The 17,028-nt window shown below is 62.7% G+C and carries 16 protein-coding genes; all 16 read right to left on the bottom strand.

The genetic code is table 11. The features are described 5' to 3' along the window. Positions 1–111 precede the first annotated feature (111 nt). On the bottom strand, positions 112–1,392 hold the full coding sequence (eno, locus tag AR689_RS03550) for a phosphopyruvate hydratase (protein WP_062066886.1): 1,281 nt from the start codon (positions 1,390–1,392) through the stop codon (positions 112–114). 116 nt (positions 1,393–1,508) lie between these two features. Next, positions 1,509–2,108, bottom strand: a complete 600-nt coding sequence (locus AR689_RS03545; RefSeq protein WP_062068565.1) for a MazG nucleotide pyrophosphohydrolase domain-containing protein — start codon at positions 2,106–2,108, stop codon at positions 1,509–1,511. Between the two features lie 184 nt (positions 2,109–2,292). Beyond that, positions 2,293–3,435, bottom strand: a complete 1,143-nt coding sequence (locus AR689_RS03540) for an adenosine deaminase (RefSeq protein WP_062066883.1) — start codon at positions 3,433–3,435, stop codon at positions 2,293–2,295. Then, the gene (locus AR689_RS03535; RefSeq protein WP_062068562.1) at positions 3,432–4,109 is read right to left on the bottom strand and encodes a DedA family protein; all 678 of its coding nucleotides are present in this window, start codon (positions 4,107–4,109) and stop codon (positions 3,432–3,434) included. Before AR689_RS03535 ends, AR689_RS03540 begins: the two co-directional genes overlap by 4 nt. A 192-nt stretch (positions 4,110–4,301) precedes the next feature. Further along, positions 4,302–4,952, bottom strand: coding sequence for a DedA family protein (locus AR689_RS03530; RefSeq protein ID WP_062066880.1), 651 nt, complete (start codon positions 4,950–4,952; stop codon positions 4,302–4,304). A gap of 88 nt (positions 4,953–5,040) precedes the next feature. Beyond that, positions 5,041–6,351, bottom strand: coding sequence for a thymidine phosphorylase (locus AR689_RS03525; protein WP_062066877.1), 1,311 nt, complete (start codon positions 6,349–6,351; stop codon positions 5,041–5,043). Next, a complete protein-coding gene (locus tag AR689_RS03520; RefSeq protein WP_062066874.1) occupies positions 6,348–6,752 on the bottom strand; it encodes a cytidine deaminase in 405 nt (134 codons plus the stop codon). The genes AR689_RS03525 and AR689_RS03520 overlap by 4 nt, the downstream gene beginning before the upstream one ends. Before the next feature lie 2 nt (positions 6,753–6,754). Further along, entirely contained in the window at positions 6,755–8,044 is a 1,290-nt protein-coding gene (locus AR689_RS03515; protein ID WP_062066872.1) for an ABC transporter permease, read from the bottom strand. Further along, complete coding sequence (locus AR689_RS03510; protein ID WP_062066869.1) at positions 8,041–9,426, bottom strand: ABC transporter permease; 1,386 nt, start codon at positions 9,424–9,426, stop codon at positions 8,041–8,043. The genes AR689_RS03515 and AR689_RS03510 overlap by 4 nt, the downstream gene beginning before the upstream one ends. Beyond that, on the bottom strand, positions 9,419–10,936 hold the full coding sequence (locus AR689_RS03505; RefSeq protein WP_062068558.1) for an ABC transporter ATP-binding protein: 1,518 nt from the start codon (positions 10,934–10,936) through the stop codon (positions 9,419–9,421). The genes AR689_RS03510 and AR689_RS03505 overlap by 8 nt, the downstream gene beginning before the upstream one ends. A gap of 134 nt (positions 10,937–11,070) precedes the next feature. After that, positions 11,071–12,177 (bottom strand): BMP family lipoprotein, encoded by a 1,107-nt coding sequence (locus AR689_RS03500; protein WP_502686003.1) that lies wholly within the window; start codon positions 12,175–12,177, stop codon positions 11,071–11,073. A 244-nt stretch (positions 12,178–12,421) separates the two neighbouring features. Next, positions 12,422–13,435, bottom strand: coding sequence for an NADP-dependent oxidoreductase (locus AR689_RS03495; RefSeq protein WP_062066866.1), 1,014 nt, complete (start codon positions 13,433–13,435; stop codon positions 12,422–12,424). After that, the gene (locus AR689_RS03490) at positions 13,432–13,863 is read right to left on the bottom strand and encodes an organic hydroperoxide resistance protein (protein ID WP_062066863.1); all 432 of its coding nucleotides are present in this window, start codon (positions 13,861–13,863) and stop codon (positions 13,432–13,434) included. The genes AR689_RS03495 and AR689_RS03490 overlap by 4 nt, the downstream gene beginning before the upstream one ends. A 54-nt stretch (positions 13,864–13,917) precedes the next feature. Then, on the bottom strand, positions 13,918–14,352 hold the full coding sequence (locus AR689_RS03485) for a MarR family winged helix-turn-helix transcriptional regulator (RefSeq protein ID WP_062066860.1): 435 nt from the start codon (positions 14,350–14,352) through the stop codon (positions 13,918–13,920). Between the two features lie 122 nt (positions 14,353–14,474). Further along, the gene (locus tag AR689_RS03480) at positions 14,475–15,680 is read right to left on the bottom strand and encodes an amidohydrolase (protein ID WP_062066857.1); all 1,206 of its coding nucleotides are present in this window, start codon (positions 15,678–15,680) and stop codon (positions 14,475–14,477) included. 111 nt (positions 15,681–15,791) lie between these two features. Further along, positions 15,792–16,925: a mannose-1-phosphate guanylyltransferase gene (locus tag AR689_RS03475; protein ID WP_024820063.1), complete on the bottom strand. Its 1,134-nt coding sequence runs from the start codon at positions 16,923–16,925 to the stop codon at positions 15,792–15,794. Positions 16,926–17,028: the final 103 nt, after the last annotated feature.

Here is a 17,028-nt window from a genome sequence, read left to right as displayed (position 1 = left end):
GCTGCGCTTGCTGTTTCCAACCTGGCCCGCGTTAAACAGAACCGGAGTTAAACAGAACCGGCGGCCATGGTCTTTCCACCATAGCCACCGGTTAGCTGTTTTCGCTGAAGGCTAGCCCTTGAAACGCGGGAATGCGCTGCGGCCGGCGTAGCGTGCGGCGTCGTCGAGTTCTTCTTCGATGCGCAGCAGCTGGTTGTACTTGGCAACACGCTCGGAGCGGGCCGGGGCACCGGTCTTGATCTGGCCCGCGTTGGTGGCAACGGCGATGTCAGCAATGGTGGTGTCCTCGGTTTCGCCGGAGCGGTGCGAGGTGATGGTGGTGTAACCGGAGCGCTGGGCCAGGGACACGGCGTCCAGCGTCTCGGTCAGGGAACCGATCTGGTTGACCTTGACCAGCAGGGAGTTGGCCGTAGCGGCGTCGATGCCCTGCTGCAGGCGGACCGGGTTGGTGACGAAGAGGTCGTCGCCCACCAGCTGGACCTTGTCACCGATGGTGTCGGTGAGGGTCTTCCAGCCTTCCCAGTCGTTCTCGTCCAGCGGGTCCTCAATGGAAACCAGCGGGTAGTCGGCAACGAGCTCAGCGTAGTAAGCGCTCATCTCGGTGGCGGAAAGTGCCTTGCCTTCGAACTGGTAAGCACCGTTCTTGTAGAACTCCGACGACGCAACGTCCAGCGCAAGGGCGATGTCCGTGCCCGGGGTGTAGCCGGCGTTCTTGATGGCTTCCTGGATCAGGTCCAGTGCAGCGCGGTTGGACGGCAGGTTGGGGGCGAAGCCACCTTCGTCACCGAGGCCGGTGGAGAGGCCCTTTTCCTGGAGGACGGCCTTGAGGTTGTGGTAAACCTCAACGCCCCAGCGCAGGCCTTCGGAGAAGGTCTCGGCACCGATCGGGGCGATCATGAATTCCTGGATGTCAACATCGGAGTCGGCGTGCGAGCCGCCGTTGAGGATGTTCATCAGGGGAACGGGCAGGACGTGGGCGTTCGGGCCGCCCAGGTACTTGTACAGCGGCAGGTCAGCAGAAGCTGCGGCAGCGTTGGCAACGGCCAGGGAAACACCCAGGATGGCGTTGGCGCCGAGCTTGCCCTTGTTGGGCGTGCCGTCCAGGTCAATCATGGCCTGGTCGATGCTGCGCTGGTCAGTGGCGTCGAAACCAATCAGGGCCGGGGAGATCTCGTCGATGACGGCGTCAACAGCCTTCTGGACACCCTTGCCGAGGTAACGGCCCTTGTCGCCGTCGCGGAGCTCAACGGCCTCGTGTTCGCCGGTGGAGGCACCGGAGGGAACTGCTGCGCGGCCGATCTGGCCGTCGGAGAGCAGGACCTCAACTTCTACGGTCGGGTTTCCGCGGGAATCAAGGATCTCGCGTGCGTGGATGGCATCGATAAGCGCCATGGATGTGCTCCTTATGGGCAAATAACAGGAATGAAGAGGGAAATTCGCAACGTCCTCGTCCCTACTAGCCTAGTCCAGAGTGGCTCAGGTTACGGAACAAATTCCAAGCCCTCACGTCATGAAGGCCGGGCGGCACCATTCTGAAACGATCGAACCGCGGCACGGAGGGCCCGTTCGGCGTCGAGTCCTTGCTCCCGGGCACCGGCGACGACGGCGAGCAACAGCTCACCAAGCTCCTCTTCCGAGGCTGGTACAGCAGCGATCCCGACGGCGGCCTGCCCGCCTGCTGCTTCCACGTCCAGGCCTGCGCGGGCTGCCCTGTCCAAGGACTTCTGTGCCGCCGCCAACGCAGGAAGGTGCGGCGCAATGCCTCCAAAAGGATCCGAGCGCTCCGGCTTCTCCGCGCGTTTGGCAGCGTCCCACTTGATGATGATTTCCTCGACGCTGGCCGGGAAACTCTCCTGCAGGGAACCGTCCGCCTTGAAGACATGCTGGTTGCGTCGGATCATCTTGGCGTTGATGCCCCGGGCCACCGCAGCGAAATCAAAGCTGCCGCGCTCCTCGGCGAGCCGGGCGTGAAGCACTACTTGAAGCAGCACATCTCCCAGCTCGCCGCGGAGTTCATCGTCAACTGCGCCGGCCTCGATCGAGTCCACCACTTCGTAGGCTTCCTCGATCAGGTATTCCACCAGCGACTCGTGCGTCAGCGCACCCATCCAAGGGCAGTGCTCGCGCAGGGCCGCGATAGTCCCCAGCAGCTCCCCAACCTCGCAAGCTCGGTCAGGGACCCCTGCTGCCGTGGGCCCACCCAGCAGCTCCCCAACCTCGCAAGCTCGGTCAGGGACCCCTGCTGCCGTGGGCCCACCCAGCAGCTCCGTGATCTCGTTCAGGCCGGGATCGTTAGCCGAGGTTGGCGTAGGCATCGTTGATGTACTCAACCAAGGCTTCGCGCTCATCCAGCGGCAGGAAGGCTGCCTCGGCGGCGTTGAGTGTCAGTTCCAGCAGATCATCGGGGTCGTAGTCGAAGGTTTCCACCAGGAGCTCGAACTCGTCCGTCAGGGTGACACCACTCATGAGGCGGTTGTCCGTGTTGATGGTGACGTTGAAGCCGAGTTGGAAGAGCATGTCCACCGGGTGGCTTTCGATGCCGTCGCCAAAGCCGGAAATTGCACCGGTCTGGAGGTTGGACGACGGGCAGATTTCCAGGGCGATTCCACGGTCGCGGACCCAGGCCGCCACGCTGCCGATGGTCACCATGCCGACGGTGTCCTCGCCGTCGTCGTCGGAGTTGTCCTCGAACTCCACCGAGATGTCCTCGGCGATGCGCACGCCGTGGCCCAGGCGCAGGGCGCGCCCATCCACCAAAGCGGACTGGATGCTCTCCAGGCCGGCGGCTTCACCGGCGTGGACCGTCGCCGGGAAGTTATTCTCGGCCAAGTAGGTGAAAGCATCCTTGAAGCGGGAGGGCAGGAAGCCGTCTTCGGCCCCGGCGATATCGAAGCCAACGGCGCCGTTGGCGCGGTGGCGGACGGCGAGCTCGGCGATTTCCTGACCGCGGTCGGCGTGCCGCATGGCAGTGATGAGCTGCCCCACCTGGATCTGCTGGCCACGTTCTTCAGCGGACTCCATACCGGCTTCAAGGCCCGTCTGGACTGCTTCAACAACCTCGTCCAGGGTCAGGCCCTGCTGCAGATGCTGTTCGGGAGCCCAGCGGACTTCGCCGTAGACGACGCCGTCCTCGGCCAGGTCTTCCACGAATTCCTTGGCGACCCTGAACAGGCCTTCCTTGGTCTGCATGACGGCGACGGTATGGTCGAACGTTTCGAGGTAGCGGACCAGCGAACCGGAGTCGGCGGATTCGCGGAACCATTCGCCCAGCGCCACAGGATCAGTGGAGGGCAGTGTGTGGCCGGCGGCCTCGGCCAGCTCGATGATGGTGGCCGGGCGGAGTCCTCCGTCCAGGTGGTCGTGGAGGGAAACCTTGGGCAGGCTCTTCAAATCGAAGTCAAGGGCAGGGGCAGCGTCAAGAATGGGCTCAGTCACGTACCAAGACTAGCGTCCGAGGGCTCCGCTGCGGGTACTTCCTTGGCCGCGGGTACTTCCTTGGCCGCAGCCTCTTCGCGGGCCAGGTCCTTCTTTTCAAGGTACTTGTGCCACCAGCGAAGGGCGTGGTCCACCACGATGCCAAGAACCACCGCGAACGCCACGGCAATTCCGACGCCCAGGAGCGGGTTGTGGTGCACCCACTGGCCCGCGAGCAAGCCAATACCGATGGAGTATCCCACCCAGGTGATGCACGCGAAGGCGTCCAACCAGAAGAAGGTCCGGTGGCGGAACCCCGTTTGTCCGGCCACGTAGTTCACCGCTACGCGGCCCCACGGAATGTACCGGGCCGTAAAAATGAGGACCGCGCCGCGCTTATCCAGCTCATACTGCGCCCAGGCAAACATCTTTTGGACCTTGGGCCTGCGCATCCACTTCCAGCGGGTGAGGCCGATTTTCCGGCCCAGCATGTACGCCATATTGTCTCCGGCCATGGCGCCCACCAGTGCGGTGCCTCCCAGAATCCAGAGGTTGGGTTCTCCGCTGTGAAGGGACAGCGCCGAGAGGCCAACAATGGCTGTTTCGCTGGGAAGGATGGTGGCAAATCCGTCAATGAAGAAGAAGACCAGCAGGACCGGGTATATCCAGGGCTGCCCGGCTGCATGCTCGAGCATTTGGTTCAAAAACTCCACGCGACGGTAGCTCCTAGACGAATATGACTTGACGATGTGACCGAAGTCGCTCTAGTGTCCCACGGCCGGGACGTCGTTCGCTACGTCCCAGCCAAGGGATCACACGCTTAACGCTATAGGTGCTGATAAGGTGCCGTCGTCAACCGCCGGGCTGATCTTCCTGCGCTGGAAGCGTCATACCGTGGGTGGAGTCGGGGCGTCTTCCTCAGGAATGTTCTTGCCGTCCAAGGGCACGGATCCACGGACTTTGCTGATGATCCGGTCAATGATGATCCCCAGGATCACAGCTACCACGATCGCGATGACGGCGCCCAGGAGATGGTTGTCCTCGAACCAGACGCCAAAGAAGTAGCCAAGGATCACCGAATACGTGGCCCACAGGACGGCGGACATGGCGGTGAGGGCAACGAAGCGCCGGTGGTGGAAGTGCGTGGCACCGGCTGTCAGGTTGACGGCCACCCTGCCAATGGGAATGAAGCGGGCCACCATGATCAGCGAGGCCGAGCGCCGTCGAAGTTCCTTGCCGGCCCAACGGAAGGCGCCCTGCATCCGCTGCGTGCGCATCCAACGCCAGCGCTGGATGCCGATGCGCCGGCCGATGATATACGCGATGTTGTCCCCGGAGAATGCCCCCAGGGCCGCCATCAAGCCCAGCAGCCACACGTTGGGCGCACCACTGCTTCCTGAAACAGCGCTCAGGCCCACCACCACGGACTCGCTGGGGATGGGCGGGAAGAAGCCATCTATCACGCAGCAGGCCAACACCAGGAACAACACCCATGGCTGCCCCGCTGCGGCGAGGATGAAATCGTTGATGCCCTGCACGGTTTCCTTACGGTAGCCGGCTCCCCCACAGGCGCCGGATGACTGGTGTTCCGGGCCGTCCTTGGCGAACGGCCCGGAACACTTAAGCCTAGGCGATGCGGTCGATGATGAGCTGATGCGCCGGGCGTGAACCCTCAGGCGCGATCACCACGGCATTCTGGAGCGCTTCCTTGGCCCGTTCAAACTTCTCCGGGGTGTCCGTCAGGAGCGTCATGAGCGGCTCCCCGGCCCGGACCAACGCTCCGGGCTTGGCGTGCATGCGGACGCCTGCCCCGGCCTGAACCTGATCCTCCTTGCGGGCACGGCCGGCTCCGAGGCGCCAGGCGGCAACACCAACAGAAAGCGCATCAAGCTCCACCAGGACACCGTCTGCCGGAGCGTAGAGAACCTCGGACTCCTTGGCCACCGGAAGCGCAGCACGCGGGTCTCCACCCTGTGCTTCGATCATCCGGTTCCAGACGTCCATGGCACGTCCGTCCCGCAGGGCTGCCGCGGGATCGGCGTCGTGGATGCCGGCGCCGGCCAGCATCTCCTCGGCCAGGCGGACGGTCAACTCGACCACGTCTTCCGGACCGCCGCCGGCAAGGACCTCCACGGACTCCTCAACTTCGATCGCGTTTCCGGCCGTCAATCCCAACGGCGTGGACATATCCGTGATCAGGGCGACGGTGTGCACACCGGCGTCCTTGCCCAGGGCCACCATGGTCTCGGCAAGCTCGCGGGCCCGTGCTTCATCTTTCATGAAAGCGCCGGAGCCTACCTTCACGTCCAGGACCAAGGAACCCGTTCCTTCAGCGATCTTCTTGCTCATGATCGAGGAAGCAATGAGCGGGATGGCTTCAACAGTTCCGGTGACATCACGCAAGGCATAGAGCTTCTTGTCCGCAGGCGCCAGCCCCGAACCTGCCGCACAAATCACAGCACCCACATCCTGCAGTTGAGCCATGATTTCGTCGTTGCTCAGATTGGCGCGCCAACCCGGAATCGCCTCAAGCTTGTCCAAGGTGCCGCCCGTGTGGCCCAGCCCGCGGCCTGAGAGCTGCGGAACCGCGACGCCGAACACGGCCACCAGCGGGGCCAGCGGCAGCGTGATCTTATCCCCCACCCCACCGGTGGAGTGTTTGTCGCTGGTAGCCTTCCGGCCGCCGTCGGGCGTTGTCAGGGACGAAAAGTCCATCCGCTCGCCCGAGGCGATCATGGCGGAAGTCCACCGCGAAATCTCACCACGGTCCATGCCGTTAAGCAGGATGGCCATGTTCAGTGCCGCCATCTGTTCCTCGGCGATCACGCCACGGGTGTACGCGTCGATGGTCCAGTCGATCTGCTCTGGAGTGAGCGTGCCCTTGTCCCGTTTGATGGAAATGATCTGGACGGCGTCGAACGCTTCGGTGCTGGTCACGTGGTTTCCTCCAGATGTTCGGGACCAAAGGCGTCAGGCAGTACCTGGTCCATGGATTTGATTCCCTGAGTTGTCATGAGCTGCATTCCGGGTGCCCTGAATTCATAGAGCAACTGACGGCACCTCCCGCACGGCATGAGGATGTTGCCTTGGCCATCCACACAATAGAACGCCGCGATCCTGCCGCCGCCCGTCATGTGAAGCTGGCCAACCAGCGCGCATTCGGCGCAGAGAGTCAGCCCGTAACTGGCGTTCTCCACGTTGCAGCCGCTCACAATCCGGCCGTCCTCGGTGAGGGCCGCAGCCCCCACCGGGAACTTCGAATACGGCGCGTAGGCATTCTGCATGGCCTGCTTTGCCGCCTCTTCCAGTGCCCGCCAATCGACGTCATTCGCGGGCATGGTCAACCCTTCACGTACGGTATGCCGCTTGCGGCCGGTGGCCGGGACTTACCCACCAAACCGGCGACGGCGAAGATGGTCACCAAATACGGCAGCATGGCCATGAACTGGCTCGGGACCGGGGTACCGATGATGCCAATGATCGACTGCAGGTTGTAGGCGAAGCCGAACAGCAGCGACGCCAGGAAGGCGCCGATGGGATTCCAGCGGCCAAAGATCAAAGCCGCCAAGGCAATGAAGCCTCGGCCACCGGAAATGTCCTTGGTGAACGTGTCAATGGTCACCAGGGTGAACACGGCACCACCGATGCCGGCAATGGCACCACCCAAGGTGACATTCCAGAAGCGTGTGGCGTTGACGTTGATACCCAGGGTGTCAGCAGCCTGCGGGTGCTCGCCGACGGCCCGGACGCGCAGGCCCCAGCGGGTCTTGAACAAGCCGAACCACACCACGGCAACGGCAATGTACATGAGGTAGCCGGCAATGGACTGCTCGAACAGGATCGGGCCAATGATGGGGATATCCGAAAGCAGCGGGATCGGCAGGATGTCCAGCCGTCCCGGGGTGTTGAACTGCTCCTTGTTGGGGACCATCAACGTGCCGTACAGGAAGCCCGTGATACCGGACACCAGCACGTTGAGGACAACGCCCACAATGATCTGGTTGACCAGGTACTTGATGCTGAAGACCGCGAGGACCATGGACACCGCGGCACCGGCAGCAGCCGCCGCGATCAGGCCGATGTAAGGGCTGCCCGTCATGGTGGCTACCAGTGCAGCCGTGAAAGCACCGCCAAGGAGTTGGCCTTCAATGGCGATGTTCACCACGCCCACACGTTCACAGAGCACGCCTGAGAGGGAACCGAAAACCAAAGGCACCGCCAGCGTTACTGAACCGGCAACGAGGCCGGCCAACGAGATGGAAGGTTGGCGGGCGCCTGCGACGATCCACACCAGCAAGGCAAACACGAACACCACGGCGAAGGCGATAGGCAGCCACTTGGGTGACCGCTCACCCTGCGTCCAGAGATAGATGGAATAAGCGGCCATGGCCAGGAGCAGAATGCCGAACACCACACCGCCCACCTGCCCCGGAATCATCAGTGCGGGGACAGCAACGGCGTCACCGGCATCGCTGATCTTCATCTCGGCCGTCTGGTCCGGGCCAAGGAAGCCGAAGAAGACCAAGGCCACGAGTGCCAGGATTCCGAGCGAGAGCGGCACTTTCATGGAAGGCCGGAACGCCGGCAGGGCCGTTGAACCCGGCTTGGGAGCGGTGGTTGTCGCGCTCATTTGGCACCTCCGGAGGCGTTGACCAGGGCAGCCTTGGGAGCCGCTTTTGGTGTCTTGTTCTTCTTCTTGGGCTCAAGCCGGAAGATCGACTTGATGAGCGGCGGTGCTGCGATGAAAAGGACGATCAGTGACTGCACCACCAGCACGATGTCGATGGGCGTTCCCGTCTGGATCTGCATCTGAACTGCACCTGCACGGAAAGCTCCGAACAGCAGGCCTGCAAAGAACGTCCCCCACGGTGTACTGCGTCCCAGCAGGGCAACAGTGATGGCATCGAAGCCGATCTGGGCCGCGACGCCGCCAGTCAATACCTTCTCCGTACCGGCCACCTGGGCAATACCACCAAACGCGGCAAGGGCACCGGCCATGGCCATCACCAGGATGGTGGCGCGGGAAACCTTGACACCCGCGGTACGTGCCGCCACGGGGTTCGCACCAACGGCGCGGAACTCGAAGCCGATGGTGGAGCGGTTCAACAGCCACCACACGCCGTACGTCAGTGCTATCGCCACCAGGAAGCCCACGTGGAGCCGCGATCCGGGGATGAGGACGGGGAACGTTGCCGATTCGTCGAGGCGAGGCGAAATGGGGCTGCTGTCCCCCGGACGCCGGAACGCCGCAGTGTTCAGCAGGAAGTCCAGCAGGAACAAGGCCACATAGTTCAGCATGATGGTCACAATGACCTCATGCGCGCCGGTCCGTGCTTTGAGGATGCCCACAATGGCACCCCAGAAAGCACCGCCCAGAACGCCCATGATGATGACCACCAGCAAGTGCAGGCCGAACGGCAGATGCCAGGCGAACCCCACGTAGGCGGCGAGCGTGGCGCTGATGATGATCTGGCCCTGGGCGCCGATGTTGAACAGGCCGGCGCGGAAAGCCAGCGCAACACCCAACCCGGCGCAAATAAGGGGTGTAGCCACCGTCATGGTCTCCAGCAAAGGCTGCAATCCCTGCCGCGGGTTGAAGATCGACCCCTGGAAAAGCGCAACATAGCTCTCGGTCATGGCTGCCCACAACGCACTCAGGAAGTCCGTGGGCCTGGCAAAGAGATAGCCTGCGGTTTTGGCGACCTGGGCGTCCGTGCTGGCGATCAGCAGCCCACCCAGGAAGAGGGCAACAATGACGGCAAGGACGGAGACAAAGCCGTTACCCATCACAATCCGGCGGACGAGGCTGCTCGACTGCGGTCCTGAGCCTCCGCTTTGGGAAGACACCGGCACGATGGAGGGCTCCAGCATGCCGCCTGCGGTATCCAGTGAGACATCAGCCGCGCGGAGGTCCGCTGTGGACTGGTCCTCCGCGGACAGGTCCTCCGCGGGCTGGTCTTCCGCGGGCTGGGCGGGTGTTTGCTCGTTCTTGGACTGACTGTTCTCAGTCATCGGAGCCTCCTTCAGGGCCGACGCCGGCCATCATCAAGCCGAGGGTGTCGCGGGGTGTTCCAGCAGGGACGATCCCCACGAGCTTGCCCTTGTACAGGACGGCAATCCTGTCTGCGAGCTCAATGACCTCGTCAAGTTCGGTGGAAACGATCATGACCGGGGTTCCGACGTCGCGCTCGGCAACAATGCGCTTATGCAGGAACTCGATGGAACCAACGTCCACGCCACGGGTCGGCTGGCTGGCGATGAACAACCGCAGCGGACGGGACAGCTCCCGGGCCATCACCACTTTCTGCTGGTTGCCGCCTGACAGTGTCCCGGCAGCCGAGCCCGCGGACGGCGTACGGATATCAAACTCTTCAATCTTGGCTTTGGCATGCTCGGCAACCTTGGCCGGCTTCATGCTGATGCCGCTGGCAAACGGCGCTTGGTCGTACAGGTCCAGCACCAGGTTCTCAGCCACGGAGAAGGGACCAACCAGCCCATCCACTGTTCGGTCTTCCGGAACAAAACCAACGCCCGAACGCAGCACATCCTTCACGGGCAGGCCCAGCAGTTGCTTCCCGTCCAGCGTCACCGAGCCGGTGACGTGGTCCTGAATGCCCAGGATGGCTTCGGTGAGTTCCGTTTGGCCGTTGCCTTGGACACCGGCGACGGCCAGGATCTCGCCTTGCGCGATGTCGAAGCTGATCCCGTCCACCACGTTGGTGCCGTTGGCTGCACGCACTGTCAGGTTTTCCACCACGAACGTGGTTTCCTTCCGCTGCGCGGGAGCCTTGTTCAGGCTCAGGCTCACCGGGCGGCCCACCATCATGGAGGCCAGTTCAGTGGCTGATGCCGTGGGTGGAGCATCCCCCACTACTTTGCCGCGGCGGATGACGGTGATGACGTCGGAGACAGCTTTAACTTCACGCAGCTTGTGCGAAATGAAGACGATGGAGGTTCCGCCGGCTTTGAGCTGCCGCATGATGTCCAGCAGCTCATCGGTTTCCTGCGGCGTCAGCACGGCTGTGGGCTCGTCCAGAATGAGGACTTTGGCTTCGCGCACCAACGCTTTGATGATCTCCACCCGCTGTTGGACGCCCACGGGGAGGTCCTCCACCAGTGCGTCCGGATCGACGTCGAAGCCGTACTTGTCGGAAATTTCCCGGATCTTCTTCCGGGTCTCTTCGATGCTGAGCACTCCGCCGAACGTGGTGGGTTCAGCACCGAGGGCCACGTTTTCGGCCACGGTGAAGACGGGGACGAGCATGAAGTGCTGGTGCACCATGCCGATGCCGGCCGCCATCGCGTCACCGGGTCCGCGGAAAGTGACCAGCTGGTCATCTACCAGGATTTGGCCTGCTGTGGGCTCATACAGCCCGTACAGCACGTTCATGAGGGTTGATTTGCCGGCACCATTTTCGCCGAGGAGGCAATGGATTTGGCCGGATTCGACCACGAGGTCGATGTCTTGGTTGGCGTAGAAGGTCCCGAAGGCTTTCGAGATCCCCTTCAATTCGAGTTTCACAACTCCCACCGTTCTGTGAGTCCGAGGGACGGCTGTACTGCTCCAAAGCCACTGGCTTTGAGGCCCAGCGTAGTCAGGGCAAAAACGCGCCGCCAGTACCGGGGCTCGGTACTGGCGGCGCGTCCGGGAATTGCTTACTTCTTGGGGCTCGATTCAGACTCGACAACCAGCTTGCCGGACACAATGTCCGCCTTCAGGGCATCGAGTTCGGACTTGGTCTCGGCAGAAACTGCGGAGTCAAGATCATGGAACGGAGCGATGGCAACGCCGTCGTTCTCCAGCGTGCCAACATAGGCTTCGTTGTTGAACTTGCCGTCCTTGTCGTCCTTCACTACGGCTTCAACGGCCTCGCCCATCTGCTTCACCACGGAGGTGAGCATGAGGTCCTTGTACTCGGGAGCGGTGAGGTACCCGTCGGAGTCAACCCAGATGAGCTTGACGTCCTTGCCGGCTGCCTTGGCTTCCTTCAGTGCAGCGCCGGCACCCTTACCAACCGGTCCGGCTACGGGCATGATGATGTCCGCGCCCTGGTCCAGCAGGTTAATGGTGACCTGCTTGCCCGTGTCCTGCTTCTCGAAGTCGCCCGTGAACGATCCGTCCTTGGTGTTCTTGTCCCAACCAACAACCTGGACGGACTTGTTCTTGGCCTTGTTGTAGGCCTGGACACCGTCGTAGAAGCCATCCATGAAGATGGTGACCGTGGGGATCTTGATACCACCGAAGGTGCCCACCTTGCCGGTCTTGGTGGTGGCGGCAGCTGTGTAACCTGCCAGGAAGGCGGCCTGCGCCGTGTCGTAGACAATCGGCTTCACGTTGGCGATCGGAGCTTCGTAGGTGTAGTCGACGATCGCGAAGTGCTTGTCCGTGTTCTTCTCGGCAGCGGCCTTGGTGGCGTCGCCCAGGAGGAAGCCGACAGTAACCGTCAGGTTGCAGCCGGCGGAGATCATGCCGTTGAGGTTGGTCTCGAAGTCGCTGTTGGCCTTCGATTCAGCCGACCTGACTTGGATACCAAGGTCCGCTTCAGCCTTCTTGAGGCCCTCGAACGACGATTGGTTGAAGGACTGGTCATCGAATCCGCCGGAGTCCGAAACGATGCATCCAAGGAAATCGCTCGTGGTGGCAGTGCCGGAACCAGCATCGGGAGCCTGGCCACAACTGGTCAGCAGGAGCGCTGCCGCACCGAGAGTGGCAACACCGGCCATTGAACCGCGCTTCAGGGTGGCACGCAGTGGTTTCTTCAATTTTCCTCCAGGAAGAAAGTGATTGGCGCTACGACGGATGGTCAATGAGTGTCCGTTTCCTATACCTGAGGCAGAAATTCTGTTTTCACTGATGCTCGCAGCTGCGCCGAAGCGCATTGATGAAACCACACTAGTGGCCTGGAACACACCCAGCTACCACAAATGATCACTCCAGGTCAGATTGTTGACCTTTTGTTACCAAGCAGTAGCCAGGTGTGCAAGTCACACACGATTCACCTGTGGATTAGAGGCGAACCAGCATCTTTCCCGTGTTCGCGCCATCCAGAAGATCCATGAACGCTTTCGGCGCATTCTCCAAGCCATCCACGATTGTTTCGTCATAGCTGACGGACCCGTCGGCCAGCCAGCCTGCCATCTTCTGAGCGAATTCAGCGGCGTGCTGTCGCTGCCCGCCCACCAGGAATCCGCGCAGGGTCAGCTGCTTGCCGATCGCCACTGCCAGGTTCCGCGGCGCCACCGGGGGCTCCGTGGAGTTGTACTGCGCGATGGCACCACACATGGCTACGCGCCCGCCAACGGTAAGCGTGGCAAGGGCTGCCTCGAGGTGCTCGCCGCCGACGTTATCGAAGTACACGTCGATGCCGCGCTCCCCCGCTGCTGCTTGCAGCTGCTCCAGCACCGGGGCGTCGTTGTAGTTGAAGGCGGCATCGAAGCCGAGCTCCAGTAGCCGGGCAACTTTCTCCGGCGACCCTGCACTGCCGATGACCTTGGACGCGCCCATGGCCTTGGCGATCTGGCCAACCATCGAGCCCACCGCACCTGCAGCGCCGGAGACGAACACCACGTCGCCTTCCTTGAATTCGGCAACCTTCAGCAAGCCCGCATAAGCGGTCAGGCCGGTCATGCCCAGCGCTCCAAGGAACGCGGACGTCGGGGCCAGCCCGGACGGGACCGGCGTAGTTGCCGCGGCGTCCACCACCGCGTGCTCACGCCAGCCGAGTTGATGCACGACGACGTCACCCACCTTGTGCGCGTCCGAACGGGACGCAATCACCTCACCTACCGCACCGCCGTCGAGCGCTGCATCGATCTGGAACGGAGCCGAGTAGGACTTGACGTCATTCATGCGGCCGCGCATGTAGGGGTCCACGGACATGAACTGGTTCTTGACCAGAATCTGACCGTCGCCGAGCTCGGGGAGCTGCGCTGCTGCCAGCCGGAAGTTCTCCGGAGCCGGACGGCCTACGGGGCGGGAGGCGAGCTGGATTTCACGGGTTTCGGTGACGACGGCGCTCATGCTGCAAACTCCACGAGCTTGAGGTCCACGGCCATGTTGCCGCGGGTTGCGTTGGAGTAGGGGCAAACCTGGTGCGCTTTGTGCATCAGCTGCTCGGCCGTTTCACGGTCCAGGGCGGGCAGTGCGATTTCCAGTTCAGCAGCGAGGCCGAAGCCTTCGCTGTCGGTCAGCGCGCCGATGTGGATCCTGGCTGCGACGGCCGAGTCCGTCAGGTCCACGCGCTCCTTGCGGCCCACCAGGCGGAGAGCGGAGTGGAAGCAGGCGGCGTAACCGGCAGCGAACAGCTGCTCAGGGTTGGTGCCTTCGCCATTGCCGCCCAGCTCCTTGGGGCTGGCAAGTGCGACATCCAGCTTGCCATCATTGGTGCGGGCGTTGCCGTCGCGGCCTTCGCCGGATGCCAAGGCCTCGGCTGTGTAAAGAGTCTTCATGGTGTTTCCGTTCTCTTTGGGAAGGGATATCCCCGGGATTTTCCGGGAGGTCTGTCAGAGTGAGCCGTTCAGCGCCGCCGTGAGTTTGCCGAGCGTGGCGTGCAGCTGCCCGATTTCCTCGGCAGATAGGCCTGCAGCGTCAGCGAGGCGTTGGGGCACGGCCTGGGCTCGGGCACTCAAGGCGGTACCGGCGTCGGTCAGGACCACGTCCACCCGGCGCTCATCCTCGGCCGAGCGGTGGCGTTCCACCAGTCCCATGGCCTCAAGGCGCTTGAGCAGGGGCGACAAGGTGCCGGAATCCAGGCCCAGTTCCGCACCGAGTTCACGGACACTGCGCGGCTCCTGCTCCCAGAGCACCAGCATGACCAGGTATTGCGGGTACGTCAGTCCGAGGTCCTCCAGCACGGGGCGGTAGACCGCCGTCGCCGCCTTGGACGCCGAGTACAGCGCAAAGCAGACCTGATGGCGGAGGCGGGGTGCATCACTCATGACTAAAACGATAGTGCACAATTCAATTGTGCACAACTCATCCAAGCCTCACGCACCCAACTAGGTCGCAGTTGAGGTCGTTCTGAGCGCTCAGAACGACCTCAACTGCTACTCAGTTGGGTCTACTGCTCGAGGTCGCGGATAGTGCGGAGTGCGGCTGCGGTCAGGACGCGGATGGCGTAGCCGAGGGCGCGTTCGTCAACAATGAAGTCGCCGCGGTGGAGGTCATACTCTTCGCCGCCGGGAGTGTGCGTTCCCAAGCGCATCATGGCTCCCGGAAGGTCGGCCAGGAACCAAGCGAAGTCCTCACCACCCATGGACTGCGGAGTGAGGACCACTGCATTCTCACCCAGCTCAGCGCGGGCCGAAGCTTCGATGAGGGCCGTCTCGTGTTCCGAGTTCACCACAGGCGGCACGCCACGGGTGTGTTCCAGGTGCACGTCCACGCCATAGGGTGCGGCAACCTGCCGTACGACGTCGTCCAGCAACTCCCCCGCACTATGCCAGGCGTCGCGATCCAAGCAGCGCATGGTGCCTGCCATGTAGCCGGAGCCCGGGATGGCGTTGGGTGCGGACCCGGCAGAGATTTGACCCCAGACGACCGACACGCCGCTGCGTACGTCCACCCGCCGGGAAAGGACAGCCGGAACGTTGACCGCGATTTGCGCCAGTGCAAACACCAGGTCCTCGGTCAGGTGCGGCCGCGAGGTGTGGCCGCCGCGGCCTGAGAGCTCAATTTTGATGGTGTCCGAGGCCGAGGTGATGGCACCGATGCGGGTGCCGATCTGGCCCACGTTAATCCTGGGATCACAATGCAGTGCCAGGATGCGGGGCACGCCTACAAGCACACCCTGCTCAATGCAGGACAGGGCGCCTCCCGGCATGGTCTCCTCTGCGGGCTGGAAAATGATCCGGACCGTGCCGCCCAGCGGATTGTTCTTGTGCATCCGCTGGAGCGTGAGGGCAATGCCGAGCATGGCAGTGGTGTGGACATCGTGGCCGCAGGCATGGGTAACGCCATGGTTCTTCGACGCGAACGGCAGGCCGGTTTCCTCAATGATCGGAAGCGCGTCAATGTCCCCGCGGAGAGCCGTGGCAATGGGGCCCTCGCCCACGTCAACCGTCAGCCCGGTCTCCTCCAACCGCCGCGGCTTCAACCCGGCTGCTTCCAACCGCTCCACAAGTTTGTCCGTGGTGCGGAACTCCTTGAAGGACAGCTCCGGGTGCGCATGGAGGTCACGCCGGAATTCGATGAGTCCGGGGAGCAGTTCATCAACCCAAGGACTCACAACGGGAGCGGGCTCGGTTTCAGTGGTGTAATTGCGCACGTCACAACTCTAGCCATGCGCGGCTCCTGAAGAACGAAAGCCACCTCTTGGTTACGCTGCGTTCAGACGCAGGACAACCAAAGAGGTGGCTCACGGTATAAGGCGGATGTACTACAGCACGTCCGTATCGCCGCTGGCTTTCAGGGCGTCAACAGTGCCCTTGACCAGTTGAGCGTGTTCCTTGGTGGTGACCAGGAGGGCGTCCGGAGTGTCCACAATGACCACATCCTTGATGCCGATCAAGGCGATGACGCGCTTGGTATCGGAAACCACCACGCCGCTGGCGTTCTCGGCGAACACCCGTGCGCCCTCGCCAAGCACCGTCACTTCATCAACGTCACCTGCGTTGTTCAGGCGGCCGATCGCTGCGAAGTCGCCAACGTCGTCCCACCGGAATGTACCAGGCACGACGGCGACATCGCCGGCTTCCGCTGCGGGCTCCGCAACGGCGTAATCAATGGCAATCTTCGGCAGGGTTGGCCACACACGGGAGGTCACTTCTGCGCGCTGGGGCGTGTCCCAGGCCTCGGCAATTTCCTGCAGGCCCGCGAAGAGCTCCGGCTGGTTCGCCTCAAGGTGCTTGAGCATGAGGGCTACAGGAGCCACGAACATGCCGGCGTTCCAGACGTAGTCCCCCGCCTCGACGTACTTGTTGGCAACCTCCTGGCTGGGCTTCTCAACGAACTCAGCCACGGCAAGCGCGTTCGGAGCACCTTCGACGTTGAGGGCAGCGCCCGAACGGATGTAACCGAAGCCTGTGGAAGGGTGGGTGGGCTTGATGCCGATGGTGACGATCTTGCCGGTGGCCGCGGTAAAGATGGCCTCGCGCACGGTCTCCAGGAAGAGATCGTCCGGGCTGATGACCTGGTCTGCAGCAAAGGAACCCATGATGGTTTCCGGATCACGGCGGTAAAGGATGGCGGCGGCAAGGCCGATGGCGGCGCCGGAGTCCTTGGGCTCGCTTTCCAACACCAGTTCGTCGTCCCCTATTTCAGGGAGTTGACGGCAGACGGCGGCGCGGTGCGCCTCGCCGGTCACAACGAGGACCCGTTCACCGGCCAGGGGTTCCAGGCGGTCGTAGGTAGCCCTCAACAACGTGCTGCCGGAACCGGTCAGGTCGTGGAGGAACTTGGGCGCAGCGGCACGCGAGAGTGGCCAAAGCCGGGTCCCCACACCGCCCGCCGGAATAACCGCGTGAAAGCGGTTCAATGGCGATTCCGGGTATTTCGCGTCTTCTGTACTCACCGCAACACTTTATCCTGTGCTGGCGGGAAGCCCCGCAGCAGGACACACGTGTGGCGTTCGTCTCAGGCAGTGGCCATAAAACGCCTGAATATCGGCAGGAAAC

Source organism: Arthrobacter sp. EpRS71 (assembly GCF_001512285.1).
GTDB lineage: Bacteria > Actinomycetota > Actinomycetes > Actinomycetales > Micrococcaceae > Arthrobacter.
The sequence above is the reverse complement of the archived record's forward strand: the minus strand, read 5'-3'. Positions and strand labels throughout refer to the sequence as shown.

Coding starts and splice junctions, on each gene's coding strand:
- AR689_RS03535 (WP_062068562.1), bottom strand. CDS start 4,109: ATGCTCGAGCATGCAGCCGGGCAGCCCTGGATATACCCGGTCCTGCTG.
- AR689_RS03510 (WP_062066869.1), bottom strand. CDS start 9,426: ATGACTGAGAACAGTCAGTCCAAGAACGAGCAAACACCCGCCCAGCCC.
- AR689_RS03485 (WP_062066860.1), bottom strand. CDS start 14,352: ATGAGTGATGCACCCCGCCTCCGCCATCAGGTCTGCTTTGCGCTGTAC.
- eno (WP_062066886.1), bottom strand. CDS start 1,392: ATGGCGCTTATCGATGCCATCCACGCACGCGAGATCCTTGATTCCCGC.
- AR689_RS03545 (WP_062068565.1), bottom strand. CDS start 2,108: ATGGGTGCGCTGACGCACGAGTCGCTGGTGGAATACCTGATCGAGGAA.
- AR689_RS03495 (WP_062066866.1), bottom strand. CDS start 13,435: ATGAGCGCCGTCGTCACCGAAACCCGTGAAATCCAGCTCGCCTCCCGC.
- AR689_RS03520 (WP_062066874.1), bottom strand. CDS start 6,752: ATGCCCGCGAATGACGTCGATTGGCGGGCACTGGAAGAGGCGGCAAAG.
- AR689_RS03515 (WP_062066872.1), bottom strand. CDS start 8,044: ATGAGCGCGACAACCACCGCTCCCAAGCCGGGTTCAACGGCCCTGCCG.
- AR689_RS03490 (WP_062066863.1), bottom strand. CDS start 13,863: ATGAAGACTCTTTACACAGCCGAGGCCTTGGCATCCGGCGAAGGCCGC.